The organism is Paractinoplanes lichenicola, from assembly GCF_016785085.1.
In the GTDB taxonomy this organism is placed as follows: domain Bacteria; phylum Actinomycetota; class Actinomycetes; order Mycobacteriales; family Micromonosporaceae; genus Actinoplanes; species Actinoplanes lichenicola.
Window position 1 is genome coordinate 420,529 of sequence record NZ_JAENHO010000001.1, and the last position, 24,859, is coordinate 445,387.

General features: G+C 70.3%; 21 protein-coding genes. 14 read left to right on the plus strand and 7 right to left on the minus strand.

Features of this window, described 5'->3' with window-relative positions:
- Window positions 1-178 precede the first annotated feature (178 nt).
- From JKJ07_RS01935 to JKJ07_RS49495, 3 genes are all read left to right on the plus strand, one after another.
- Window positions 179-1,444 (plus strand): hypothetical protein, encoded by a 1,266-nt coding sequence (locus JKJ07_RS01935; RefSeq protein ID WP_202989400.1) that lies wholly within the window; start codon window positions 179-181, stop codon window positions 1,442-1,444.
- A gap of 267 nt (window positions 1,445-1,711) precedes the next feature.
- Window positions 1,712-2,014 (plus strand): hypothetical protein, encoded by a 303-nt coding sequence (locus tag JKJ07_RS01940; protein ID WP_202989401.1) that lies wholly within the window; start codon window positions 1,712-1,714, stop codon window positions 2,012-2,014.
- A 100-nt stretch (window positions 2,015-2,114) separates the two neighbouring features.
- Window positions 2,115-4,757 (plus strand): putative bifunctional diguanylate cyclase/phosphodiesterase, encoded by a 2,643-nt coding sequence (locus JKJ07_RS49495; RefSeq protein WP_202989402.1) that lies wholly within the window; start codon window positions 2,115-2,117, stop codon window positions 4,755-4,757.
- Here the strand turns inward: JKJ07_RS49495 and JKJ07_RS01950 are convergent.
- Entirely contained in the window at window positions 4,733-5,761 is a 1,029-nt protein-coding gene (locus tag JKJ07_RS01950) for a right-handed parallel beta-helix repeat-containing protein (protein ID WP_202989403.1), read from the minus strand. The genes JKJ07_RS49495 and JKJ07_RS01950 overlap by 25 nt on opposite strands.
- A 118-nt stretch (window positions 5,762-5,879) precedes the next feature.
- Here JKJ07_RS01950 and JKJ07_RS01955 point away from each other — a divergent pair, with 118 nt between their 5' ends.
- The 3 genes from JKJ07_RS01955 to JKJ07_RS01965 all read left to right on the plus strand — a co-directional run bounded on the left by JKJ07_RS01955 (window position 5,880) and on the right by JKJ07_RS01965 (window position 8,957).
- The gene (locus JKJ07_RS01955) at window positions 5,880-7,214 is read left to right on the plus strand and encodes a uracil-xanthine permease family protein (protein WP_202989404.1); all 1,335 of its coding nucleotides are present in this window, start codon (window positions 5,880-5,882) and stop codon (window positions 7,212-7,214) included.
- Window positions 7,211-8,263, plus strand: coding sequence for a DUF1989 domain-containing protein (locus JKJ07_RS01960; protein ID WP_202989405.1), 1,053 nt, complete (start codon window positions 7,211-7,213; stop codon window positions 8,261-8,263). Before JKJ07_RS01955 ends, JKJ07_RS01960 begins: the two co-directional genes overlap by 4 nt.
- A gap of 91 nt (window positions 8,264-8,354) precedes the next feature.
- Window positions 8,355-8,957, plus strand: a complete 603-nt coding sequence (locus JKJ07_RS01965; protein ID WP_202989406.1) for a DUF6518 family protein — start codon at window positions 8,355-8,357, stop codon at window positions 8,955-8,957.
- A gap of 346 nt (window positions 8,958-9,303) precedes the next feature.
- Here JKJ07_RS01965 and JKJ07_RS01970 read toward each other — a convergent pair whose 3' ends face one another.
- On the minus strand, window positions 9,304-10,716 hold the full coding sequence (locus JKJ07_RS01970; RefSeq protein WP_202989407.1) for a serine/threonine-protein kinase: 1,413 nt from the start codon (window positions 10,714-10,716) through the stop codon (window positions 9,304-9,306).
- Between the two features lie 300 nt (window positions 10,717-11,016).
- Between JKJ07_RS01970 and JKJ07_RS01975 the strand changes: the two genes are divergently transcribed.
- Together JKJ07_RS01975 and JKJ07_RS01980 are read left to right on the plus strand one after the other, a co-directional pair.
- A complete protein-coding gene (locus tag JKJ07_RS01975) occupies window positions 11,017-11,466 on the plus strand; it encodes a hypothetical protein (RefSeq protein WP_202989408.1) in 450 nt (149 codons plus the stop codon).
- Window position 11,467: 1 nt separating this feature from the next.
- Entirely contained in the window at window positions 11,468-12,844 is a 1,377-nt protein-coding gene (locus JKJ07_RS01980) for a multicopper oxidase family protein (protein WP_202989409.1), read from the plus strand.
- On the opposite strand, the gene JKJ07_RS01985 is transcribed toward JKJ07_RS01980, so the two are convergent.
- From JKJ07_RS01985 to kdpF, 5 genes are all read right to left on the minus strand, one after another.
- Window positions 12,828-15,305: a DUF4118 domain-containing protein gene (locus tag JKJ07_RS01985; protein ID WP_202989410.1), complete on the minus strand. Its 2,478-nt coding sequence runs from the start codon at window positions 15,303-15,305 to the stop codon at window positions 12,828-12,830. The two genes, JKJ07_RS01980 and JKJ07_RS01985, sit on opposite strands and share 17 nt — an antisense overlap.
- A gap of 623 nt (window positions 15,306-15,928) precedes the next feature.
- Window positions 15,929-16,780 (minus strand): potassium-transporting ATPase subunit C, encoded by an 852-nt coding sequence (locus JKJ07_RS01990; protein WP_202989411.1) that lies wholly within the window; start codon window positions 16,778-16,780, stop codon window positions 15,929-15,931.
- A 1-nt stretch (window position 16,781) separates the two neighbouring features.
- Window positions 16,782-18,824, minus strand: a complete 2,043-nt coding sequence (gene kdpB / locus JKJ07_RS01995; protein ID WP_202989412.1) for a potassium-transporting ATPase subunit KdpB — start codon at window positions 18,822-18,824, stop codon at window positions 16,782-16,784.
- Complete coding sequence (kdpA, locus tag JKJ07_RS02000; protein ID WP_202989413.1) at window positions 18,821-20,467, minus strand: potassium-transporting ATPase subunit KdpA; 1,647 nt, start codon at window positions 20,465-20,467, stop codon at window positions 18,821-18,823. Before kdpA ends, kdpB begins: the two co-directional genes overlap by 4 nt.
- Window positions 20,467-20,556 (minus strand): K(+)-transporting ATPase subunit F, encoded by a 90-nt coding sequence (gene kdpF / locus JKJ07_RS51560; protein ID WP_202989414.1) that lies wholly within the window; start codon window positions 20,554-20,556, stop codon window positions 20,467-20,469. The genes kdpA and kdpF overlap by 1 nt, the downstream gene beginning before the upstream one ends.
- 355 nt (window positions 20,557-20,911) lie before the next feature.
- On the opposite strand from kdpF, the gene JKJ07_RS02010 reads away from it, so the two are divergent.
- The 6 genes from JKJ07_RS02010 (at window position 20,912) to JKJ07_RS02035 (ending at window position 24,823) form a co-directional block, all read left to right on the plus strand.
- Window positions 20,912-21,292, plus strand: a complete 381-nt coding sequence (locus tag JKJ07_RS02010) for a DUF2089 domain-containing protein (RefSeq protein WP_202989415.1) — start codon at window positions 20,912-20,914, stop codon at window positions 21,290-21,292.
- A complete protein-coding gene (locus tag JKJ07_RS02015; protein ID WP_307834092.1) occupies window positions 21,289-21,549 on the plus strand; it encodes a hypothetical protein in 261 nt (86 codons plus the stop codon). The genes JKJ07_RS02010 and JKJ07_RS02015 overlap by 4 nt, the downstream gene beginning before the upstream one ends.
- 17 nt (window positions 21,550-21,566) lie before the next feature.
- Window positions 21,567-22,001, plus strand: a complete 435-nt coding sequence (locus JKJ07_RS02020) for an SHOCT-like domain-containing protein (protein ID WP_202989416.1) — start codon at window positions 21,567-21,569, stop codon at window positions 21,999-22,001.
- A gap of 13 nt (window positions 22,002-22,014) precedes the next feature.
- Complete coding sequence (locus JKJ07_RS02025; RefSeq protein WP_202989417.1) at window positions 22,015-22,773, plus strand: ABC transporter ATP-binding protein; 759 nt, start codon at window positions 22,015-22,017, stop codon at window positions 22,771-22,773.
- Window positions 22,773-23,534 (plus strand): ABC transporter permease, encoded by a 762-nt coding sequence (locus tag JKJ07_RS02030; RefSeq protein WP_202989418.1) that lies wholly within the window; start codon window positions 22,773-22,775, stop codon window positions 23,532-23,534. Before JKJ07_RS02025 ends, JKJ07_RS02030 begins: the two co-directional genes overlap by 1 nt.
- Before the next feature lie 65 nt (window positions 23,535-23,599).
- Window positions 23,600-24,823 carry a PHB depolymerase family esterase gene (locus tag JKJ07_RS02035; RefSeq protein WP_202989419.1) on the plus strand — a complete coding sequence of 408 codons (1,224 nt, stop codon included), beginning with the start codon at window positions 23,600-23,602 and terminating at the stop codon, window positions 24,821-24,823.
- Window positions 24,824-24,859: the final 36 nt, after the last annotated feature.

Consider the following 24,859-nt stretch of genomic DNA (forward strand, 5'->3'; position numbering starts at 1 on the left):
GTCAAGGAACAACACGGGGAGTCGTTTGGTGGCCACCCGGCACCTCCGAAAGGTTGAGTATGTGCGGCTCAACCTCGGCCCCTCCGCGGATCTTCCGGCGTTCACTGCGAGCGAACAAGGATCAAGCATCGATCCTGGTCAAAACCTCGATGGCTGTCGTTCCGCTAGGGTGTCCGCCATGCTGAGCAGACGACTCCGTCTCCCGCTGGTGTTCGCCGCAGCGGCGGTTACCGCGGGTGGCGCCTTCGCCTTCGCCCGCCACTCCCCCGCGGAGACCGAGCCCGTGAGCAGCACCGCAGCGCCGACGACGGCCGCTGCGACCTCCGCGACGCCGTCACCGTCAGCAACCGTCAGCGTCGCCCCGAGTCTGGGCACGGCCGCCTACCTCACCTCTCCGCCCGCGCCGAAGGCCACAGCCGCGGCGGTCAAAGTCGACATTCACGTCGATTGCAAGAAGGGTGACGACGGTAACAACGGGTCATTCGCCAAGCCGCTGAGGAGTGTCGACGCCGCCACGTCGCGGTCGCTCGACGCGGGCACGGTCGTCGGGCTGGCCCGCGGGTGCAGCTGGCAGACGCTGGTCCGGCTCCGCGGCGACGGCACCAAGGCCAAACCGATCAAGCTCACCGCGTACGGGTCGGGGGCGCTCCCGGTCATCAACGGCGGCCGGGCCGACGACGAGAGCGTCGTGCTGCTGTCGGGGGCCTATCAGGTCGTCGAAAACATCCGGGTCACCAACGCCCTGAAGAACGGCATCGTGGTGCACGGCTCGAACAGCGGCGTGCGGTCCAGCGTGGTCGACGACGCCGGCGTGGGCGTGCAGTTCCGGGCGGCCAACACGTTCGCCGACAAGGTGACGGTGCGCGACCTGCACATGATCAAGGACACTCCCGGCGGCGACGACGACTACGGCGCGGTCGGCTTCCTGGTCGAGGCGCACAACGTCGAGATCGGCTACAGCAGCTGCACCGACTGCCGCGCCCCGAGCCAGGACTACGGGCACGACGGCGGCTTCGTCGAGGTGTGGAACTACGCCGACAACCTGGACGTGCACCACAGCAAGGGCTCGAACACCCAGGGCGTGCTGGAGATCGGCGCCGACCAGCCCGACTCGTCGGCCAACAACATCCGCATGCGCAACAACACGTTCCGCAACGCGCACGGCGGCATGGTGCTGCACACCGACAACAACTTCGCCATCGCCTCCGCGAAGATCTCCTTCACCGGCAACACGATCACCAGCACCGGCTCCCAAGACCCACCCATCCTCGACGGCGACCTCAGCCACGTGACGTTCGACGGCAACACAGTCACGACGGCCAGCTTCGTCGCCCACCGCACCCCGGCCAGCCACCGCTGCAACAGCCTCTACCTCAAGAGCGGCGCCGAGGTCGGCTACCAGCGCCACAGCACCGAAAAGGTCAACGGCAAAGCCTCCTGCTGACCGTCGCGAGATCAACGTGACACGGCGTGCTGCAGTGGGGGTATGCGTCGATGTCTTGCCCTTCTTGCCGTGATTTTCCTGGCGGCCTGCACGACCGAAGCGCCGTCATCACCGCCACCGTCGGCCTCCTCCGCACCGTCGGCCTCCTCCGCACCGTCGGCCTCCACCGCACCGTCGGCCTCACCGTCGCCCTCCCCGACTGGGCTGCCGCGGGCGGCGGACGGGACCAAGCTGGCCGCCTGCAAGGACAGCAAGTGTGAGGTGGTGGTGAGCCGTGAGAAGAGTATTGAGCTGCCGCGGAGCAGCGGGCTCTACGCCGTGGCGGCCTACGACGTCAAAGGTGACGAGGTCGGGCTGTTCTTCAGCGTGCGCCCCGGGGGCAGCGTCACGTTCTCGTGCGACAAGGACGATCGCTGCGGCGTCTCGGTGCGCGGTGAGTCCGCTCAGTTGCCGGCCTCGGCCCAGGTCGACGCGCATCCCGGCGCCGAGCTGCACGTGGCGAAAGTGAACGTCAAGGTGGTCGCCGTGGCCGACGGGAAGGCCGTTCTGCGCCTGACCGTGGCCAAGTAGCCCGGCCCGCCGCCCTTTGCACCGGCGGAGGGTAAGGTCGCCCTGCGCCTCTCAGTAGCGAAATAGCTACTCTCAGCAACAGCATTGCCGAAAATAGGACGTGCCCGCCCGACAGCCGATCCTTGCCGACCGGGTGTTTCAGGCCGTCACGGCATTGCTGGTCGTCAATCTGGTCGCGTTCGTGGCGCAGGAGTACGCGGGGCGGTTGTGGCCCGCGTACGTGAACTGGCTGCCGATGATCGCGATCATCGTGCTGACCCAGGTGCTGTGCCGGCGGGTGCAGACCGATCCGGCCGCCGCGCCCGTGGTGCGGCGCTACTGGCGCCAGATCGAGCTCGGGACCTGGCTGTTCACCGCGGTCGCGGTGCTGCGGATCACGGCCGAGCTGGGTGCCGCCGGCTGGGTGGTGCCGGTATCGGTCGTGGTGCACATCGTCGGCGGCATCATGCTCACCACGCCGCTGATCGGGCTGCCGTTCAGCGCCCGCAGCCGCGCCCGCAAGGTCGGCGTGTGGCTCGACCTGGGCACCCTGTCGGCCGCGGCCGGGCTGCTCGTCTGGCACTTCGCCGCGTCGCAGCAGTTCGCCGACGGCCACGTCACGCCGGCCCGGGTGCTGGCCGCGGTGGTCATCATGGGCGCCGGCCTCAACGGGGTCTACCTGGCGGCCCGGGTCGTGCTGTCGGGCGTCGACTCCTTCGCCCGCCGCGGGCTCAACTGGATCGGCGCGTCGGCGGTGATCGGCGGGCTCGGCTCGGCGATCGCCTTCTTCGACCCGCGGCAGCCCGTCGTCAACCTGCTCGTGCTCGTGCTGCCGCTGGCCGCCTGGACGGCCGCGGTCGGCGCCCGGGTGCAGGTGGTGGACACCGCCGCCGGCGGCCGGCCGCGCCGGGCGCGGCGCGGTTACAACCTGATGCCGTACGTGGCCATCGCCGCGGTCGACTCGATGGTGGTCTACCACAACCTGCGGGGCACCGGGGACGGCATCCTGATCGACGGCGTCGCGGTCACCTTGACCGTGATCGTGGTGGTGCGTCAGCTGATCGCCTTCCGGCAGAACGACGCCCTGCTGGCCCGGATCGGGGTGCAGGAGGAGCGGTTCCGCCGGCTCGTGCAGAACTCCACCGACATGGTCACGATCGCCGCGCCCGACGGCACGCTGACCTACGCCAGCCCGGCCGCGCAGAACGTGCTCGGCGTCCACCCGGACGACCTGGTCGGCACCGACCTGACACCCTTGCTGCACCCCGACGACGTGGCCGTCCGAAGTCAGTTCGAGGCGGTGGCGGCCGAACCGGGCCGGACGGCGACGTTCCAGTTCCGCCTGCGCCACGCCGACGGGACATACCGGTGGCTCGAGACGATCGTGGCCAACCTGACCCACGAGCCCGCCGTGGCCGGCGTCGTCAGCAACGCCCGCGACATCACCGAGACCCGGTCGGTGCAGGACCGGCTCAGCTACGAGGCCAGCCACGACGCCCTGACCGGCCTGGCCAACCGCGCCCTGTTCGGCGATCGGGTCGCGGCCGCGGTGGCCGCCGCCCGGCCCGACCAGCCGGTCAGCATCGTGCTGGTCGACCTGGACGACTTCAAGCTGGTCAACGACACCCTCGGGCACGCCACCGGCGACGCGCTGCTGGTGCACGTGGCCGGGCAGATGCGCGCCTGCGTCCGCCCGGCCGACACGGTGTCCCGGCTGGGCGGCGACGAGTTCGCCATCCTCTTCGACGGGCTGGCCGGGGCCGACGTCGACCAGGTGCTGACCCGGATCGCCGCGAGCCTGCTGGAGCCGGCCGTGATCGACGGCGAGCCGATGACCGTGCGGGCCAGCTTCGGCGTGGTCGACGGGCACGGCGGCGACGACGCCGGTGACCTGCTGCGCCGGGCGGACATCGCGATGTACGCGGCCAAGGAGCGCGGCGACGGCGGCTACGAGCGCTACCGGGCGGGCATGGAGGCCCGGGGCGCCGAGCTCAACCGCCGCGCGGCCGCCCTGCGTACGGCAATCCTCGACGACCAGATGGTGGTGTTCTTCCAGCCGGTGGTCACGCTGCCGGACGGCCGGATCACCGGCGCCGAGGCCCTCGTGCGCTGGCAGCACCCGGCCGACGGCCTGGTCGGGCCGGGAGCCTTCATCGAGACCGCCGAGCGGTCCGGCCTGATCGTGACGCTCGGCGCCTGGGTGCTGCGGGCCGCGACCCGCGAGGCCGCGACCTGGCCGGGCGAGCTGACCGTGTCGGTCAACGTCTCGGCGCGGCAGCTGCGCGAGGCCGGCTTCCCCGAGGTGGTGGCGGCCGCCCTGCGCGACAGCGGGCTCCCGCCGCACCGCCTCACCGTCGAGATCACCGAGTCGGTCGCGGTCGGCGGCGGCGCCACCGCGGAGAACCTGCAGGGCCTGCGCGACCTGGGCGTACGGCTGTCGCTGGACGACTTCGGCACCGGCGCCTCCACGCTCAGCCTGCTCGCCACCTGCCCGGTGCACCAGATCAAGCTGGACCGCTCGTTCGTGCCGGAGAGCGGCGGCTCGGTCGCCATCGCCGACGCCGTGGCCCAGATGGCCCGCGCCTTCGCCGTGCAGGCGGTGGCCGAGGGCATCGAGACCGCCGAGCAGGCGACCCGGATGGCCGCCCTGGGCTACGACCGCGCCCAGGGCTTCCACTTCGCCCGCCCGATGAGCGCGGCCGACATGCAGGCCCGGCTGAATCAGAACCTGGCCCAGGTTCAGAGCTTGGCGCCCACCGACTGACCGTTGGCCGGCACCAGGAAATTCGAGGACCGGATCGAGCCGTCGGCGTTGCGGGGACCGGTGATCGTCGACGGGTCGGTGCCGGCCAGGGTCCACGTGCCGCCGAGGTTCCACGAGTTGCCGGAGGCGGTCGACGAGCCGAGCGCCACCGCCGTCTTGTTGGCCACCGCCAGGTTGCCGGTCAGCCGTGACGTGGACCCGCCGTCGACGTCGAAGCCGGTCTTCGTGTTCTGATACGCGGTGCTGCGGCTGAAGACGAGGGCGCCGGTGTTGCCGTTGTCGGTGAAGCCGTGGGCCGCGTTGCCGAACGCCACGCTGTTGGTGACCGTGTGCGCCGCCGCCGGTCCGGTGCCGCCGCTCCCGCCCATCTTGAAACCGTTGCCGTCGCCGCCACCCTCCTTGATGCCGAGCCCGTCGGCGCTCTCGCCGTTCTTGCGCGGGTCCCGGTTGTTGTAGCTGTCGAGGTTGACGATCTGGTTGCCGGCCGAGCTGTTCTGCAGCTGGAAGCCGGTCTCGTAGTTGTCGTGCGTGCTCAGCCGCTCGAAAACGTTGTTGTTGCAGTTCGCGCAGTACACCCCGTACGGCCCGTGGATGATCTCCAGGCCCGAGATGCGCCAGTACGAGGCTTCCATGTGCACGGCGCCCCGCTGAGCGGCCGGAATCGTCGACCCGACCGCGCCCGGGGTGTAGGGCAGCGCCTCGCCGTCGATGACAACCTTCTCCCCCGCGTACGCGGTCAGGGTGATCGGGGCCGAGGCGGTGCCGCTCTTGGCGATGGTGATGTTCGTGCTCAACGCGTACGTGCCGCCGCGCACCGCGATCGTCCCGCCCGCCGCGACCAGGCCGACCGCCTTCTGGATGGTGGCCAGCGGCGCGCCCTGCGTACCGGGATTGTTGTCGTTGCCCCCGGGTGCCACGAACAGGGTCGTCTCGGCGGCGGCCTGCGCCGGTGCGGCCAGGGCGCCCACGGCGGTCAGGGCGGCGGCGAACAGCGTCCACTTCATCGGTCTGATCTCCTCGAGCATGACTGGGGGCCGCCCACGCCAGCCCAGGAATGCGCTTTCCTCAGCGGAAACTACGTTACTCACTGAAGTACGTCAATGTGCCCTACCATGAGCCATTGTGGAGACTGCAGCCGATCGCCGGCCCGTCCTCGACGTCGGGTTCGATGAACGCGTTCCGCCGCCCAAGCTGGGGCTCTTCGCCGTCCAGCATCTGCTGACCCTGTCGGCCATCTGGGTCTTCCCGGTTCTCATCGGCATCACGCTCGGGCTGGCCACCGGCGACGTGACCCACATGATCCAGGCCTCGTTCCTGCTGGCCGGGGTCGTCACCGTGCTGCAGTCGAGCCGGATCGTACGGCTACCGATCGTGCAGGGGCCGACCGCCGCGTTCTTCGCCGCACTGCTCGCGGCCGGGGCGGCGTACGGGCTCGACGCGGCCTTCGGCTCGATGATCGTGGCGGGGCTCATCTTCATGCTGCTCACGATCCCGGTCGGCCGGCTCGGGGTGCTGATCCATGTGCTGCGGTTCGCCACCGACCCCCTCGTCTACGGCACCATGTGCGTGATCATCGGCGCGCAGCTGGCCACCCTCGGGCTGCCCGGCTGGTTCGGCGCCGAGGGCGAACCCGCGTACGGGTGGAAGTTGTTCTGGATCGGCCTGATCACGCTGCTCACCGTGGTCGCCTGCCTGCTGCTGGGCGGCACGACGCTGATCCGGCGGGCGGCCGTGATCATCGGCATGGCGGTCGGCTCGGTGCTGGCCGCGGTGTTCGGGCTGTGGAGCCTGCCCGACATGTCGGGCGTCGCGTTCGTCGGGCCACCCGCGCTGCTGCCGTTCGGCTTCGCCGTGGCCTGGCCCGCCGTGCTGCTGATGCTGCTGGCCTTCCTCGAATCGAGCGCCGAGGCCGTCGGCATGTACACCCTCGTGTCGCGCTGGGGCGGCACTGAGCTGACCCGCGAGCGCATCAACCGCGGCCTGTTCACCGAATACGCGGGGTCGGTCGTCGGCGCCCTGTTCGGCGGGATCGGCACGGCGTCGTACCCGGAGAACGCCGGCATCGTCCGCGTGACCCGGATCGGCAGCCGGTTCGTGACGATGACGGCCGGCTTCATCGCGATCGCCCTGGCCTTCCTGCCCGTGTTCAGCGCCTTTGTGGCTGGCCTGCCGGGTGCCGTGCTGGCCGCCGCGTCCACCGTGCTGTTCGGCATCATCGCGATGAGCGGCGTGCAGATCTTGGCCGCGGTCGACTGGGACGACCTCAACATCACGGTCGCCGGCACCGCGTTCATTCTCGCGCTCGGTGGTCAATGGCTGCCCGAGGCCATGGTCGCCACCATGCCGGACTGGGTGCGGGCCCTGGTCACGACCCCGATGATGTTCGGCGCCGTGCTGCTGATCGTGCTCAACGCGGCAGTCAACTACGGCCTGCGCCCGATGCTGGCCCGCCGATGATCACTCTCCGGCTCAACCATCAGCAGCGCGCTTTCCTGCAGATGGTCGTCGACCGGGATGGTGTGCTGGGCGACATCGGCGATCTTGTGCGGGCCGCGGTGCGCGACGCCCCCGACCCCGCGCCGCTCACGTTTCCCGCCGTTTCAACACCCCCGGCCCGTACGGCTGTGGCTGATCATCTCTTGGAGCCGGGCACCGGCAAAGCGGTCGAAGTGGCCGCGGGCCAGGTGCTCCGAATCGTCCAACTCGAGGGCCACCAGTGCGTCGACCTCAACGTCTTCACGCTGGCCGACCGCCGCGAACGCCTGCACGTCGGCCGCACCCGGGGCATGCAGGGCCCGCACCCCGCCCCCGGCGACGTGCTGTGGTCGAACGCCCCGTGGGAGCGCCCGATCATGGCCATCACCGGCGGCAACGCCACGACCGACACCCAGTTCCCGTTCTGCAGCCGCCTGATCTACAGCGCCTTCTTCGGCCTGCACGACCGCACCAACTGCCAGGAGATCCAGAACGAGGCCCAACGCGAATACGGCCTCGGCCCGTGGGACATCCACGAATCACTCAACCTGTTCATGCACACCGCCCCCGGCCCCGACGGCTCCCCAGTCATCCGCCGCAACCTGGCCCGCCCCGGCGACTACATCGAGTTCACAGCCCTCACCGACGTCCTGGCCATCCCCAACGTGTGCGGCGACGACCTCTCCAACTGCAGCAACTTCAACCTCCGCCCCGTACGGGTCCTGGTCGAGGATCCGCTTGCCGAAGACGCCACCCGCGCCCGGGCCGCCCGCGACCGCGCAGTGGTCCTCGGCCTGCCCCAGCCGCGCGACGTCCCCGACCCACAACCGCTACGCCGCGACCCGGGATATGTGGCGGACTTCCCCTACCTCCCGCTGCGCCCGGCCGACGTGCAGGTCGACTTCGACGAAAGCCGCTTCCACCAGGTCAAAAACGTCCCCCTGTACGCCGGCGACGACGCAGCCGCCCTCCGCGACCTCACCCTGTCGTGGGCGATCGAACGGCTGGGCGCCTTCACCGGCAACGACTGACCGCCCCCGGATCAGTGCACCTGACACCTGCATATCCGTGTCCGGAAGAATGATCGTCGTGAGTTCCTGGGCTGGTCGCTTGTGGTGGGTCGTGGCAGCTCTGATTGCCGGGCTGCTGCTGGGGTTCGTCGATTCGGTGGTCAATCACGTACCGGTGTTCCTCGGTGAGGTGGGTACTGCGCGTGCTGAGCGGGGTGGCTGGTCGCAGGTGGCCGAATTCGCGAGCTTGATTCTTGATGCGGGGTGGGTCTGGGCCGCTTTGGCCGTGCTGGCGGGCTGGTTGGCGAGTCGCCGTGTGCAGCCGGTGGCAGGTTTGGCGTGGGGAGCGGCGGCTGGAGGCCTGTCGCTACTGTGTGCTACCGCCGCCTATTACGGCACGGACCTGCTGTTTGACGGCGGCTCTTGGTGGGGCTGGGTGACGAGATACTGGCTGATCGGCAGTGTGCTGCTCGGTCCGCCGCTCGGGGTTGTCGGCGCGCTGATCCGGCGTGGCGGTGCGATCGGCGTGGTAGCCGCAATTGTCGTCCCGGTCGGTGCGGCATTGCAGATGGTGATTCTGCCGCCGCCTGCCGAGAGCCGGATGGCGGAACCGATCCAGTGGAGCGTCTGGGTCGCGGCTGTGGTCTCGGTCGGGTTGATCGCCCGTTCGGGCGGCCGTCGCCCCCGGAAAGCATCGGCGCTCAAGTCCACCTGACGGCCTGCGGTCTGAGCGCGATCGTCAGGCGAGGGTGACGAAGTAACCCGATCGTCGTCACGACCAGCGGATGAGTGCCCTTCGGTCCGTGACGCATGGAAACGCTGTCCGGAATTTACGCGGTTGCCGAGCAGGGCGAGAAATGGATGAAGCAGCTTTTGGCCGGCGATCTGCCAGTGGAGGCAGCCGTTGCCCAGGCTGAGGGCTCCGACCCGGGCGCGAAGGCTCTACCGGCGGGCCGAGATGGCATGAAAGCAAGGCCGCACACCCGGACTCAGAGTGTTCGCATTCTGCTGGTCCGTCATCGAACTGATGACGGACCACCCGCGGCCCCACCACGAGAGCCTCAGAGTTCGGGTCCGGCGTCGCTCGGCGTCTGAGGGCCGGTGGTGGCGGGCGGGGTCGTCGGATCCGGCGGGTTGGTGGGCTGGGTGGTCGGTTCCGTCGTCGGCTCGGCCGGGGGCGGCGTGGTCGGGGCCTGGGTCGGCGCCGGCGGCTGCTGCGAGGGCTTCGAGGTTGGTGGGGGCGTCGTCGGCTTGGCCGGTGGGGTGGTCGGCTTCGGCGACGCGGGGGGGCTGCCGGTGCCGGTGGGCGTGGGGGACGTCGGCCTGTCGGTCGGGGTGGTCTTTTTGCGCACGGAGACCGTGGTCGTCTCGTTCGTCTGCCGGGTGCGCACCGAAGGCGACGGCGCGGGGGCTGAACTGCTCGGGGTGGCCGATGCCGTCGGCGGGTGGACGGCCTCGATCGCGGCCTCGGCCTCCTGGCCGCCGGGGGTGGCGGTGCCGTTGACCAGTTGCACGCCGACGATGCTGAGGATCGCGGCGACGACCGCGGCCGAGCCGACGACCGCGACGCGGCGGCGGGGGCGGCGGCGCGTCGTGGCCGGGCCGGTCAGGGTGATGGGCGCGAGGGCGGGACGGACCGGGCGGGCCGTCGGCGCCGGGCCGAGGTGGAACGGGGCGTGGGTCTGGCCGCCGCCGAAGCCGATGCGGCGCAGGGTCTCGGCGATGTCGCCGGCCGTGGGGCGGTCGGCCGGGTCTTCCGCCGTGCACGCCTCGTAGAGCCGGACCAGGTCGCGGGGCAGGCCGGCCAGGCGGGGCAGCCGCGGGGCGGGACGGCCGTGCCGGGTGCCGAGCACGGCGCCGAGGGTCTCGCCGGGCCACGCCTTCGCGCCGGTGAGGCCCTCGAAGAGCACCAGGCCCAGCGCGTAGACGTCGCCGGCCGGGAAGCTGGGCTCGCCGCGCAGCTGCTCGGGCGCCACGTAGGCCGGGCTGCCCCACAGGGCGTCGCCGCCACCCGAGCCGGACACGGCGGCGATCCCGAAGTCGAGGACCTTCACGCCCTCGGGGGTCAGCATGATGTTGCGCGGGTTGACGTCGCGGTGAACGAGGTCTTGCGCGTGGGCGACGGCCAGGGCGCTTGCCGTCTCGGCGCCGATCTCGGCCGCCCGGCGCCAGCGCTGCGCACCCGTGCGGGCGATCCGGTCGGCCAGGGTCTCGCCGCCGACGAACTCCATGACCAGGTAGGGCGTGCGCTCGTCACCCTCGATGAGCTCGCCGTAGTCGTAGACCTGCGCGATGTTCGGGTGGCTCAGGCCGGCCGCCGTGCGCGCCTCGCGCAGCACCTCGGTCGCCGTGACGTCGAACATCTTGATGGCCACCGGCCGCTTGAGCACGGTGTCGAAGCCGTAACGCACCACGGAGTTGCCGCCGTGACCGAGGGCCTCACCTACCCGGTAACGCCCCGCCAGCTTTTGCACTGCGACCTCCCCGTTGGCCGCCGCGGCACGCCACCGCCGGGACCATGATCGTGAGCGCAGCATACCCGGCCCGTACGACAGAAAAACGTCGCTGTGACGGCCCTCGCGGCACAAACGATCACGAGCCCACAAATCGCCCGCACGCAGCGGGGATGTCCACACAAGAGCGGCGGAGGAAGCAACAACCCGTACGGGTGTCGCGACGTTCTTCGAGGCGGGCCGATGATGACGGAAGGTATCTGGCCCGGCACCGTCGGCACCTCTCCGGTGTTCCGGCATCGGCGTGCTCCAGGAGGAATCATGAGGAAGACCTATCGGGTCCTCGCCTACGTCGTCGCGGCCGAGGTGGTCGTGCAGGCGATCGCCATCGCGTGGTTCGTCGCCGGGCTCGGTCATTGGGTCACCGGCGGCGGCGTGCTCGACAACGCGGCGATGGAGAGCGACGAGATCGCGTTCCCCGAGGTGTACGGCGTGATCGTGCACGGCATCAACGGCAGCATCGTCGTGCCGGTCGTCGCGCTGGCGCTGCTGATCGTCTCGTTCTTCGCCAAGATCCCGGGCGGGGTCAAGTGGGCGGTGGCGGTCTTCGTGCTCACCCTCGTGCAGGGTCAGCTCGGCTATCTCGGCCACGAGGTGCCGGCCGTCGGCGGGCTGCACGGCCTGAACGCGCTCGCGCTGTTCGCGGTCGCCCTGATCACCGCGCGGCGGGCCCCGGCCCGGCAGCCCCGCCCGGAAGCGGCGGCGGTCTGACATGCGCAGGTGGCGGCTGCTGGCCGCGGGCGCGGCCACGGTCGCGGTCGTCGGGCCGATCGGTTATCTGTGGCAGGACAGCCTGCTGCCGGAGACGTACTCGGCAATGAGCATGGGGCACGCGGACGGCGGGGGCGGGCCGGCCCACGGTGCGCACGGCGGGGGCCGGCCGGTCTCCGAGTTCACCGTGGCCGCGGGCCGCCGGGCGGACGTGTCGATGACGTTGGTGACCCGGCTCGACAAGGGTCGATACACGGTCAACGGCACGACGCCCGGTCCCCCGGTGCTGGCCGCGAAGGGTCAGCTCGTCGAGGTCAGGCTGGTCAACGAGAACGTGCCCGGCGGCGTGACCCTGCACTGGCACGGCGTCGATGTGCCGGGCGCGATGGACGGGGTCGCCGGCGTGACCCAGGACGCGGTCCGGCCCGGGCAGTCGTTCGTCTACCGGTTCGTCGCCGACCGGGCCGGCACGTACTGGTATCACTCGCACCAGATCTCGCACGAGCAGGTCATCAAGGGCCTGTTCGGCGCCGTGGTGATCGGCGGCGGCCCGACCGACGTGACCGCGCTGATCCACCTTTACAGCGGCGGCCGGCACACGGTGAACGGCGTCGCGGCGGACCTGCCCGTCACCGCCGCCGCCGGGGCCAAGGTCCGGGTGCGGATCGTCAACACCGACAGCGGACCCACGTACGCCTGGACGGGCGCCCCGTACCGGCTGCTGGCGATCGACGGCACCGACGTACGGGAACCGACTTTGATCGCCGGGAAGTCCGTGCAGATCACCGCCGGGGGCCGGGCCGATCTCGAGGTCGTCGCGCCCGCCCGGATCCAGCTCGGCGGCAGCCCGGCCATCGTCCTCGGCTCCGGCGCCGCGCCCATCCCGAAGCCGCCGGCCACGCTCGACCCGCTCACCTACGGCACGCCGGCGCCAGCGCCAGCCGTAAGCGCAAACAGGACATTCCGCTACGACATAGGGCGGCGGCTCGGCTTCGTCGACGGGCGGCCCGGCAACTGGTGGACGGTCAACGGGCACATGCTGCCCGACGTGCCGATGTTCGAGGTCAGCGCGGGTGACGTCGTACGGATGCGGATCAGCAACGACAGCGGCGAGGTGCACCCGATGCACCTGCACGGCCACCACATGCTCGTGCTGGCGCGCGACGGGGTGGCGGCGACCGGCAGCCCGTGGTGGACCGATTCACTCAACGTCGCCGACCACGAGACGTACGAGGTGATGCTCGTGGCCGACAACCCGGGCATCTGGTCGGACCACTGCCACAACCTCAAGCACGCCAAGGAGGGACTCGTCGTGCACCTGATGTATGAGGGCGTCGCCACCCCGTACGTGATGGGTGGGGTCAACGAGCCGGAGTGAGCGGCCCGGCCGGCAGGGTGAGCACCATCGTCAGGCCGCCGCCCGGGGTGTGCTCGGGCATGAGGGTGCCGCCCATCGCCTCGGTCAGGCCGCGCGACAGGGCCAGGCCGAGGCCGACGCCGGTGTGGTTGTCGCGGTCGCCGAGCCGCTGGAAGGGCAGGAACACGTCGCCCCAGCGATCCTCCGGGATGCCCGGCCCGTGATCGATGACCCGCAGCTCGAGGGTTGCGCCGAGCGTGCTGGCCGTGATCACCGGGGGCCGGCCGGGCGGGCTGTAGCGCAGGGCGTTGGCCACCACGTTGATCAAAACTTGCTGGAGCAGGCCGGGGTCGGCGTGCACGGGCGGCAGGTCGTCCGGGATGTGCACCACGACCGTACGCCCGTCCGGGCCGAGCTCGTCCAAAGCGCGGGGCACGGCGTCCTCCGCCCCGATGTCGACGGCCTGGACGCCCAGCGCGCCCGCCTGCAGCCGGCTCATGTCGAGCAGGTTGGTGACCAGCCGCACGAGCCGGTCCAGCGACTCGTCCGCCGTGGCCAGCAACTCCCGCCGGTCCTCCTCGCCGAAGTGCACCTCCTCGCTGCGCAGGCCCTCCACCGCGGCCTTGGCCGACGCGAGCGGCGTCCGCAGGTCGTGACTGACCGCGGCCAGCAACGCCGTACGCATCCGGTCGGCCTCGGCCAGGGGCTTGGCCGTGGCCGCCTCGGCCGCCAGCCGCTCCTGGCGCAGGGCGACGGTGGCCTGGGCCGCGAACGCCTCCACGATGCGCCGGTCGGACGCCTCGAGCGGGTGGCCGCGCAGCAACATCGTCACGTTGTCGTCGACCTTGACCTCGACGTCGGGCTTCCGGGTCGACTCCCCCACCTGGGCCGCGACGACGCCGTGGTCGAGCAGCGTCACCGCGTCGAGGGTGAACGTCTCGCGCAGCCGCTCGAGCAGGGCCATCAGCGGCCGCTCGCCACGCAGCACGCCACCCGCGACGGTGGCCAGCGTCTGCGCGTCGGCCGAGGCCGCCGCGGCCTGCCGGGTCTTGCGGGCCGCCGTGTCGACCACCCAGCTCACCGCGAGCGCGACCACCACGAAGATCGCCAGCGCCAGCAGGTTGTCCCCCTCGGCGATGGTGAACTTGCCGAACGGCGGCGTGAAGAACCAGTTCAGCAGCAGCGACCCGGCCACGGCGGCTAGTAGCGCGGGCCACAGCCCCCCGATCAGCGAGACACCGATGACGGCAGCCAGGAACAGCAGGATGTCGTTGGTCAGAGAGAGCGCCGGGCCGGTCGCGAGGACAGCGGTCAGGGCGGGCAACCCGAGAGCCGTCGCCCCGAATCCCGTCACCTGGCGCCGCCGGGAGAGTGCGGCCGGACGGTTCTCTCGGCGGCCGTGAGCCGCACGTTCGTGCGACACCAGATGCACGTCGATCGAGCCCGACATCGCCGTGGTGGTCACCCCGACCCCCGCCGAGAACAGCTGCGCCAGCTTCCCCCGGCTCGACGCGCCCAGCACGATCTGCGTCGCGTTCACGGCCCCCGCGAAATCGATCAGCGCCCGCGGCACGTCCGCCCCCACCACCTGGTGATACGTGCCGCCCAGGCTCTCCACCAGCACCCGCTGCCGGGCCAGCACCGCCGGATCCGCCCCGGCCAGCCCGTCGTTGCGGCTCACGTGCACCGCCATCAGATCGGCACCCTTGTCCCGCGCGGCGATCCGAGCCGCCCGGCGGATCAGGGTGTCGCCCTCGGACCCACCGGTCAGCGCGACCACGATCCGCTCCCGCGTCTCCCACGTGGCGCTGATCCGATGCTCGGTCCGATACTTGTCGAGCTGCTCCTCCACCTTGTCGGCCAGCCACAACAACGCCAGCTCGCGCAGCGCGGTCAAGTTCCCCGTACGGAAATAATTGCCGAGCGCCGCGTCGACCTTCTCCGGCTGATAGATGTTGCCGTGCGCCATCCGCCGCCGCAGCGCCTCCGGCGTCATGTCGACCAGCTCGACCTGCTCCGCCGCCCGCACCACCGCATCCGGCACGGTCTCGCGCTGCTGCGCCCCCGTGATCTGCGCGACGACGTCGTTGAGCGACTCCAGATGCTGAACGTTGACCGTGGTCAGCACGTCGATCCCCGCTTCGAGCAGCGTCTCGACATCCTGCCAGCGCTTGGCGTGCCGCGAGCCCGGCACGTTGGTGTGCGCCAGCTCGTCGACGATCGCCAGCTCGGGCCGCCGCGCCAGCACCGCATCGAGATCCATCTCGGTGAACTCGGCCCCGCGATACCCGACCCGCCGCCGGGGAACGACCTCCAGGTCGGCGATCATGGCCTGCGTGTGCTTGCGTCCGTGCGTCTCGACCAGCCCGACCACGACGTCGGTGCCGCGCTCAGCCCGCCGGTGCGCCTCCTCGAGCATCGTGTAGGTCTTGCCTACACCGGGCGCGGCACCGAGGAAGATCCGAAGCTCACCTCTTGGCATGTGCGGGTCTCCGAGTTCAGATGTTGTCGCTCAGGTCGCCGGGGGCGCGGTGTTCCCAATTAGATGTTGTCGCTCAAGTCGCCGGGTGCGCGGCGTTCCCATTCAGATCAAACCCGAGATGTCGTGCGTGGGTGGGGGGTTCGGACCGTCGCTCCCGCCGGGACGCGGGCGGGCTTCGCTGGCCGCTGACGCGTCCAGAACGCGAAACCCACCCGCGCGACGTGCGTAAGTGGTGACGCTCAAAGCCAAACCCCGACCCAGCATCGACCGCCCCCATTCGGCACACCACCGATTGGAATGCCGCCGCTCGGGCCACGACCGCCCGGTCCGCCCGATCCGGCCGTTGCAGCCGTCCGGTTCCGCACGGCCCCGCCGTTCCAACCGCCCGGTGCCGCCGCCCGACCCCGCACAGCCCGGCCGTTCCAGCCACCGGGCCGAGGATCGTGAAGCGCCACCGGCCAACCGGGCCGACCGCAAACCGATCCGACCAGCCACCGCCCACCCGGCTTGCCACAGCGAAGATCGTTGATCTCCTCGGCGCCCCCGGACCGCCCCCACCCCGGCACTGGGTGGGGACGAGTTGAGCATGGGGGTACGACAAGTTTGGGTGGGTGTCCACAGGGTCAGCTCTTGCCGTCGAGTGCCGAGTTGAGCTGGAGGACGTTGACGGTGGGGTCGCCGAGGAAGCCGAGTGCGCGGCCGGCTGTGTGTTCCGCGATGAGTTCGTGGACTCGGTCGAGGGGCAGGCCGCGTTCGCGGGCGACTCGGGGGGCTTGCAGGTTGGCGTACGCGGGGCTGATGTGGGGGTCGAGGCCGCTGCCGCTGGCGGTGACGGCGTCGGGTGGGATGACGGGGTGGGAAGGTGCGGTGCCGCGGATCGGGGTGATCACGCCGCCCTGGGCGCGGTAGTCCTGGCCGGGTTGGGCGGGTTCGACGGGCACGCCCTGGTAGGTGGGGAGGAACGGGGTGCCGGTCTGGTTGACCGAGACGGCTCGGGTCACGGGGCCGGTCAGGCCGTCGCGGTGGAAGACGGCTAGTACGGCGCCCACACCGTCAGGCGTGCAGTACGGGCGGCTGCCGTCGACGCCCTCCAGCTCACCGATCGCGAGGCTGCGGGCGCAGACCTGAGAGAGCAGGCTCGGGGCGGCTTCCTCAGGGTCGGCGGAAAGGGTGTCGACCACGCTTTCCGGGCCAAGGTTGGAGGCGCCGGTTGAGGTCGGGTCGTAGCCGTCGCCTGCCGCGGACGGGCGGCTCTGAAAGTAGCGCGGAACGGGGTTGCCGTCGGCGTCGGTGAAAGACTGGCCGATCAAGCTGCTGCCGGCGGTGACGAGCGAGCCGGCTGCGTTGTCGGCCAAGCCAGGCACTCGGCCCAGGGCGACGAAGGCGAGCGGATAAGCGAATCCAAGAAGGACGGTGAGGACGAGCAGCGCGCGGAGCGCCGCGAGGTGCTGGCCGAGCCAGGCGGGAAGGCGCATGTCAGATCCCAGGGATGAACTGGATGAGCAGGTCGATGAGTTTGATGCCGAGGAACGGCAGGACCACGCCGCCCAGGCCGTAGATCCAGAGGTTGCGGCGCAGCAGGGCCGAGGCGCTCGACGGCCGATACCGGACGCCCCGCAGGGCCAGCGGGATCAGCGCCACGATGATGAGCGCGTTGAAGATGACCGCGGACAGGATGGCCGAGCCCGGCGAGTGCAGCCGCATGATGTTGAGCGCGTCGAGGCCGGGATACACGGCGGCGAACATGGCCGGGATGATCGCGAAATACTTGGCGATGTCGTTGCTGATCGAGAACGTGGTCAGGGCCCCGCGGGTGATCAGCAGTTGTTTGCCGATCTCGACGATCTCGATCAGCTTGGTCGGGTCGGAGTCGAGGTCGACCATGTTGCCGGCCTCCTTGGCGGCCGACGTGCCGGTGTTCATGGCCACGCCGACGTCGGCCTGGGCCAGGGCGGGGGCGTCGTTGGTGCCGTCGCCGGTCATCGCGACCAGTCGGCCGCCGTCCTGCTCCTTCTTGATGTAGGCGAGCTTGTCCTCGGGGGTGGCCTCGGCCAGGAAGTCGTCGACCCCGGCCTCGGCGGCGATCGCGGCGGCCGTGCGCGGGTTGTCACCGGTGATCATCACCGTACGGATCCCCATGCGGCGCATCTCGGCGAAGCGTTCGCGCATGCCGGGCTTGACGACGTCCTTGAGGTGGATGACGCCGAGCACGCGGCCGGTCTCGGCGACCACGAGCGGCGTGCCACCCTCGTCGCTGATCCGGTCCACGATCTCGGTGACCTCCGGCGACGGTTTGCCGGCCCACTTCAGCACCGCGACCGCCGCGCCCTTGCGGATCTGCCGGTCGGGCAGGTCGACGCCGCTCATCCGGGTCTGCGCGGTGAACGGCACGAACACGGCGTCCGGCATCAGTCCGGGCTCGCGCGAGGGAAGGGCCGCTAACTGAACCACCGAGCGGCCCTCGGGCGTTTCGTCGGCCAGGCTGGACAGGTGCGCGGCCTCGACGAGAGAGGAAAGAGGAACCCCGTTGACCGGTACGAACTCAGCGGCCTGCCGATTGCCGAGCGTGATGGTGCCGGTCTTGTCGAGCAGCAGCGTGGTCACGTCACCCGCGGCCTCGACCGCGCGCCCCGACATGGCCAGCACGTTGCGCTGCACCAGGCGGTCCATGCCGGCGATGCCGATGGCCGAGAGCAGCGCACCGATGGTGGTCGGGATGAGGCAGACGATCAGCGAGACCAGCACGATCCCGGTGACCCCGTCGGCGTTGAGGGCCACGGTGTCGGGCGCCGCCGCCTGGAACGCCTTCGAGAAGATCGCGAGCGGCTGCAGGGTCACCACGGAGAGCAGGAAGATGATGGTCAGCGCGGCCAGCAGGATGTTGAGGGCGATCTCGTTCGGCGTCTTCTGCCGGTTCGCGCCCTCGACCAGCGCGATCATGCGGTCGACGAAGCTCTCGCCGGGGCGCTGGGTGATCCGTACGACGATGCGGTCGCTGAGCACCTTGGTGCCGCCGGTGACGGCCGACCGGTCGCCGCCCGACTCGCGGATGACGGGCGCGGACTCGCCGGTGATGGCCGACTCGTCGACGCTGGCGATGCCCTCGATGACGTCGCCGTCGCCGGGGATGACCTGGCCCGCCTCGACCACCACCACGTCGCCCAGGTGCAGCTCGGTGGCCGGGATCTCGCGGCCGTTCTTCAAGTAGGCGACCGTGTCCTGCTTGGCTGCCCGCAGCGCCGCCGCCTGGGCCTTGCCGCGGCCCTCGGCCACCGCCTCGGCCAGGTTGGCGAAGACGACGGTGAGCCACAGCCAGCCGGTGATGATCCACGCGAACACGCTGGGGTCGGCGATCGAGAGCACAGTCGTGAAGACGGCGCCGATCTCGACGATCAGCATGACGGGGTTGCGCCACATCGTGCGCGGGTCCAGCTTGGTCAGCGCCTGCGGCAGGGACCGGCGTAGTTGGGCAGGAGCGATAGTTCCCGCCGAGACGGGTTTGTCGAGAAGCATGGTCATGACAGGCCCTCCGCGATCGGACCGAGAGCAAGGGCGGGCAGGAAGGTCAGCGCGACGAGAACGACGGTGACGCCGACGACCAGCCCGACGAACAGGGGTTGATGGGTGGGCAGGGTGCCCTCGGACTCGGGCGTGACCTTCTGCCGGGCCAGCGAGCCGGCCAGGGCCAGCACGAGCACCATGGGCAGGAAGCGGCCGAGCAGCATGGCCAGGCCCAGCGCGGTGTCCCACCACAGGGTGTTGACCGTGATGCCCGCGAAGGCCGAGCCGTTGTTGTTGGCGGCGCTGGTGAAGGCGTACAGGACCTCGGAGAGGCCGTGCGGGCCGACGTTGAGCGCCGTGCCGTTGTTGCCGGTGGCGAACGCGGCCGCCGTGCCGGTCAGCACCAGCGCCGGGGTGATCAGGAAGTACGACGACGCGAGCTTCATCTCCCGGGCGCCGATCTTCTTGCCGAGGTATTCCGGCGTACGCCCGACCATGAGCCCGGCCACGAAGACCGTGATGATGGCCAGGATCAGCAGGCCGTAGAGCCCGGATCCGGTGCCGCCCGGGGCGACCTCGCCCAGCATCATGTTGACCAGCGGCATCATGCCGCCGAACGACGTGTACGAGTCGTGGAACGAGTTGACCGCACCCGTCGAGGTCAGCGTGGTCACCGCGGCGTAGACGGCCGAGCCGGTGACGCCGAAGCGGGTCTCCTTGCCCTCCATGGCCGCGCCCGCCGCCTGCGGAACCGTGCCCGCGCCGTGCACCTCGAAGGCGACGGTCAGCGCGACCGACGCGAGGGCCAGCACGGCCATCACCGCGACGACGGCGTACCCCTGGCGGTTCTGCCCGACCATGCGGCCGAACAACCGCGGCAGGCTGAACGGGATCAGCAGGATCAGGAACATCTGCAGCCAGTTGGTCCACGTGGTCGGGTTCTCGAACGGGTGGGCCGAGTTGGCGTTGTAGAAGCCGCCGCCGTTGGTGCCGAGCAGCTTGATCGCCTCCTGCGACGCGACCGGGCCGCCGGTGATGTGTTGCGTGGCGCCGGTCAGGGTGGTCACGTCGGTGCCGCCCGAGAGGTTCTGCACCACTCCGGCCACCATGAATACGAGCGTGGCCAGCACACAAACCGGCAAGAGCACCCGTACGGTGATCCGGGTCAGATCCACCCAGAAGTTGCCCAGCGTGGCGGTCTTCTTGGCGGCGAACCCGCGGACGAGCGCGACGGCGACGGCGATGCCGACGGCCGCCGAGACGAAGTTCTGCACGGCCAGGCCGTCCATCTGCACCAGGTGACCCAGGGCCGACTCGCCCGCGTACGCCTGCCAGTTGGTGTTGGACACGAAGCTGACGGCCGTGTTCCAGGCGACGTGGGGGTTGACCGGGTCGACGCCGAGCGACAGCCAGAGCTTGTCCTGCAGCCGCAGGAACAGGAAGAGGAACAGGATCGAGACGGCCGAGAAGGCGAGCACGCTGCGGGCGTAGACGCCCCAGGACTGCTCGGTGCCGGGCTCGACCCCGACGACCCGGTAGACGCCGCGCTCGACGACGTTGTGACGCGTGCCGGTGACGACCCGGTGCAGGTAGTCGCCGAACGGCCGGTAGACCGCGACCAGCGCGAGCACCAGCGAGCCGGCGAAGATCCAGCCGGTCATCAGAACTTCTCCGGGAACAGCAGGGCCGCGACCAGGAAGACGGCCAGCAGGACGGCCACGATCAGGCCGACGACGTTGACGGCGCTCACCAGCGTTCGACCGCCTTGATCAGCACGGCCAGCGCTGCGAACAGCGCCACCGTGATCACGACGAACACGAGATCAGCCACGGTTCTACTCCTAGACGAGGGGTGTTTGTTGCTTCGTGCTGAAGCACAGCGCGCCCGGAACCCCTTGTCATCGGCGTTGACGCGATGACTACGCCGATCGGCCCATCGTTAACGCGCTGTTGACGACCGGGGTGTCCGGCGCCACACCCGCGGCCCCGGAGAATGCCGATTTCAATAATCTCAATGTTGATCTTGATTTGTTTAAGCTGGGGGCTTGGATTGATGAAGATGGAGCGGTATACCTATGGGGCACCACCAAGCGGAGAGGAGCCGGCGTGGACTGGCAGGAGCTGACCGACCTGACCCAGGGGCAGCCGTTCACGGTCGAGCGGGTTCGCCTGACCGGCAGCGGCATCACCGTCGAGGGCGCGTTCGAGCCGCCGCAGCTGGCCCAGCTCGGCGTGGACGATCAGGTGTTCGTGGCCGCGTTCGTCCGCGCGCACGGCTCCATCAAGGAGATGGAGCGGATCTTCGGGGTGAGCTATCCGACGATCAAGTCCCGGCTCAACCGGATCGCCCAGCGACTCGACTTCGCCGAGCACGTCGACGCGGCCGAGCCCGAGCCGGCGCCGGCCGGGGCGGACGTCATCGACCGGCTGCAACGGGGAGAGATCACCGCCGAGCAGGCCCTGGCCGAGCTGGAGCGGTCCCGGTGATCCCGCAGCTGGTCACCGTCCGCTACCGGCCGGAGCCCGACCTGCGGCACACGTGGCACGTGCCGGTTCTTCCCGTCGCCTTGCTGCTCGCGCCGATCCTGGTGCTCGCCCTGCTGAGCGGGCTGATCGCCTGCGTCGTCTTCCGGATCAACCCCGTGGCCGCGCTGTACGGCCTGGCCCGGGTGGTGTGGGCGCTGCGGGGCACCACGTTCGACCTCGTCGACGGCCGCACGGCCTTCGGCATCAGCTTCAGATGACCCTCAAGGAGCCGTCCATGAACGAGCAACGCCGTCAGATCCTGCAGATGCTGGCCGAGGGCAAGATAACCGCGGACGAGGCCGAACGCCTCATCGACGCCCTGGAACGGCAGCAACCCGAGCCACCGCCGGAGGCGTACGACAGCCGGCCCAAGAGCCGCCCCAAATACCTGCGCGTCGTCGTCCACTCCGAGGACAACGGGGCCGGCAAGGGGCCGAGCCGGATCAACATCCGGGTGCCGATCCAGCTGCTGCGGGCCGGGGTCAAGCTGGCCAGCCTCGTGCCGCCGCAGGCGCTGCAGAAGGCCAATGCCGAGATGGCGAAGTCGGGCCTGCCGATCGACCTCACCCAGCTCAAGCCGGAGCAGCTCGAGGAGCTAGTCGACCAGCTCAACGAGGTCACGATCGACGTCGACGACCCCGGCTCCAAGGTCCAGATCTTCGCGGAATGAGAGGCGCCGACTCATGGAGCACGCGATCGAAGTCCGGGCACTGCGGAAGTCGTACGGGAAACTCGAAGTGCTCAAGGGGGTCGACCTCGAGGTGGAGCGGGGCAGCATCGTCGCGCTGCTCGGGTCGAACGGCGCGGGCAAGACCACCGTCGTGCGGATCCTCGGCACCCTGCTCAAGCCCGACGCCGGCACGGCGAGCGTCAACGGCTTCGACGTCGTGGCCGAGCCCGCCCGCGTCCGCGCGTCGATCAGCCTGACCGGCCAGTTCGCCGCGGTCGACGAGATCCTCACCGGCCGGGAAAATCTGGTTCTGATCGCCAAGCTGCGCCGCGTGCCGAAGCCGCAGGCCGTCGCCGTCGGCCTGCTCGCGCGGTTCGGCCTGACCGACGCGGGCGGCCGTCCGGTGTCGACCTACTCCGGGGGCATGCGCCGGCGCCTCGACATCGCGATGAGCCTGATCGGCGACCCACCGGTGATCTTCCTGGACGAGCCCACCACGGGCCTCGACCCGGAGGCCCGCCTCGACGTGTGGAAGGTGATCCAGGAGCTGGCCGGCGGCGGCACGACCGTGCTGCTGACCACGCAATATCTCGACGAGGCGGAGAAGCTGGCCGACCGGATCGCGATCCTGCACGAGGGCACGATCATCGTCTCCGGCACTCTGGCCGAGCTGCGCGGGCTGCTCCCGCCGGCCAAGGTCGAATACGTGGAGCGGCAACCCACCCTGGAAGAGATCTTCCTGGCCACCGTCGGCCGGAAGGAGAGCCGGTGATGACCACGCACGCGGTCAACGACACGAGTGTGCTGCTCGGGCGATCGATCAAGCACGTCACCCGCAGCCTCGACACGATCATCACGGTCACGATCATGCCGATCGCGTTCCTGCTGCTGTTCCGCTACGTGTTCGGCGGCGCGATCCAGGCCGGCACCGACAACTACGTCAACTACCTGATGCCGGGCATCCTGCTCATCGCTATCGCGAGCGGTGTCTCGTACACGGGCTTCCGGCTCTTCAACGACATGCGGAACGGCATCTTCGAGCGGTTCAACTCGATGCCGATCGCCCGTTCGTCCGTCCTGTGGGGACACGTGCTGACGTCGCTGGTCTCCAACGGCATCTCCGCGGTCGTCATCGTCGGGACGGGCCTGATCATCGGCTTCCGCAGCTCGGCCGGCGTGCTCGCGTGGCTCGCCGTGACCGGCATCCTGGCCCTGTTCACCCTGGCCCTGACCTGGCTGGCGGTGCTGGCCGGGCTGACCGCCTCGACCCCCGACGGCGCCTCGGCCTTCTCCTACCCCCTGGTCTTCCTGCCCTTCGTCAGCTCCGCCTTCGTGCCCACCGCGACGATGCCGGGCCCGGTGCGTGCGTTCGCCGAAAATCAGCCGGTCACCTCGATCGTCGACTCGATCCGGGCCCTGCTCGACCGGCAACCGGTCGGCGGCGACATCTGGATCGCGCTCGCCTGGTGCGCCGGCGTCTGCGTCGTCGCCTACGCGCTCGCGCTCATCGCGTACCGGCGCAGGATCTCCTGAATTTCCGGCCGTTGACACTCGCGGATCGCACGATTCACGATGGTCGATGGACAGCGAGGAGTTCCATGGTGCGAATGCTCTCCGTCGCCGCGATCCTGACCGGCGTGTGCGTGCTCGCCGCCGGTGCGGCCCAGGCCCGTTCGAGCGTTCGTCCCCCGCAGATCGTCGACGCCACCGTGATCACCCAGGTCGAGCCGGACGGCTACCGGGTCACCGCGCTCGAGGTCCGGTTCGACCGGCCGGTCTTCCCGGCCCATCCGTCCACTTTCGCCGTCCGCGCCACCCTGACCAGGCCCACCGGTCAGACCGTCACCGGCGTCCGCACCATCACGTCCGTACGGGGGCATGGCCGCACCCTCGTGCTCAGCCTCGACCCGAGTGAGCCGCTCGCGCTCGGCGCGTACAGCGAGGGCGGCTTCACCCGGCTCTACGACCTCGCCGGGGCCTACCGCGTCACCCAGGCCGGCGCCGGTTCGGCCGTCAACAGCAAGGTGTACAACCGGATCGTCGACGAATACGGCTCCGGGTCGTTCACCTCCGCCGCGGGCGTGACGCTCCCCTACCGGCACTTCACCCCCGGCGTACGGCGGGGCCAGAAGTACCCGCTCGTCGTGACCCTGCACGGCTACGGCGAGAGCGGCACCGGCAACGTCAGCCAGATCGCCGGCAACCAGCTCTCGGTCGCGTTCGCCAAGCCCGGCAACGCCTTCGTGCTCTCCCCCCAGGCCGACCCGGGCTCGGCGACCGGCGGCGCGTGGTGGGACGCGCGGGTGCAGGCCGCGGTGGTCGAGCTCGTCCGCGACTTCCTCGCGACCCACCCCGCCGTCGACACCGACCGGGTCTACCTGACCGGGTTGTCGATGGGCTCGTACGGGTCCTGGGCCATCCTGCCCGCGGCCAAGGGACTGTTCGCCGGGGCCGTGCTGGTCTGCGGCGCGGGCGACGAGGCCGCCGCGGTGGCATCGCTCGGCGACTTCCCGATCTGGGCCGTGCACTCGGCCGACGACTCGGTGGTCGCCTACGACGGACCAGGCTCCGACTACCGCATCTTCCAGGCGCTCGAGGCCGCCGGCGAGCCGGTGACGTGGAGCGAGTGGTCGGGGCTGCTGTCCGATGCCGAGCAGGAGGCCCTGGCCGCGAAGGCCCGCCGGCAGGCCGCCCGCACCGGCAGCAAGCACCTCTTCACCACGCTGCCGGCCGGCACCACTCCCCTGTTCGCACACGCTTCGTGGATCCCGGCCTACACCCACGCCGTGATCCTGGACTGGCTGCTCGCCCAGCACCGCTGAGCGCGATCACCAGGCCGCCGATGAGCTCGACCGGCC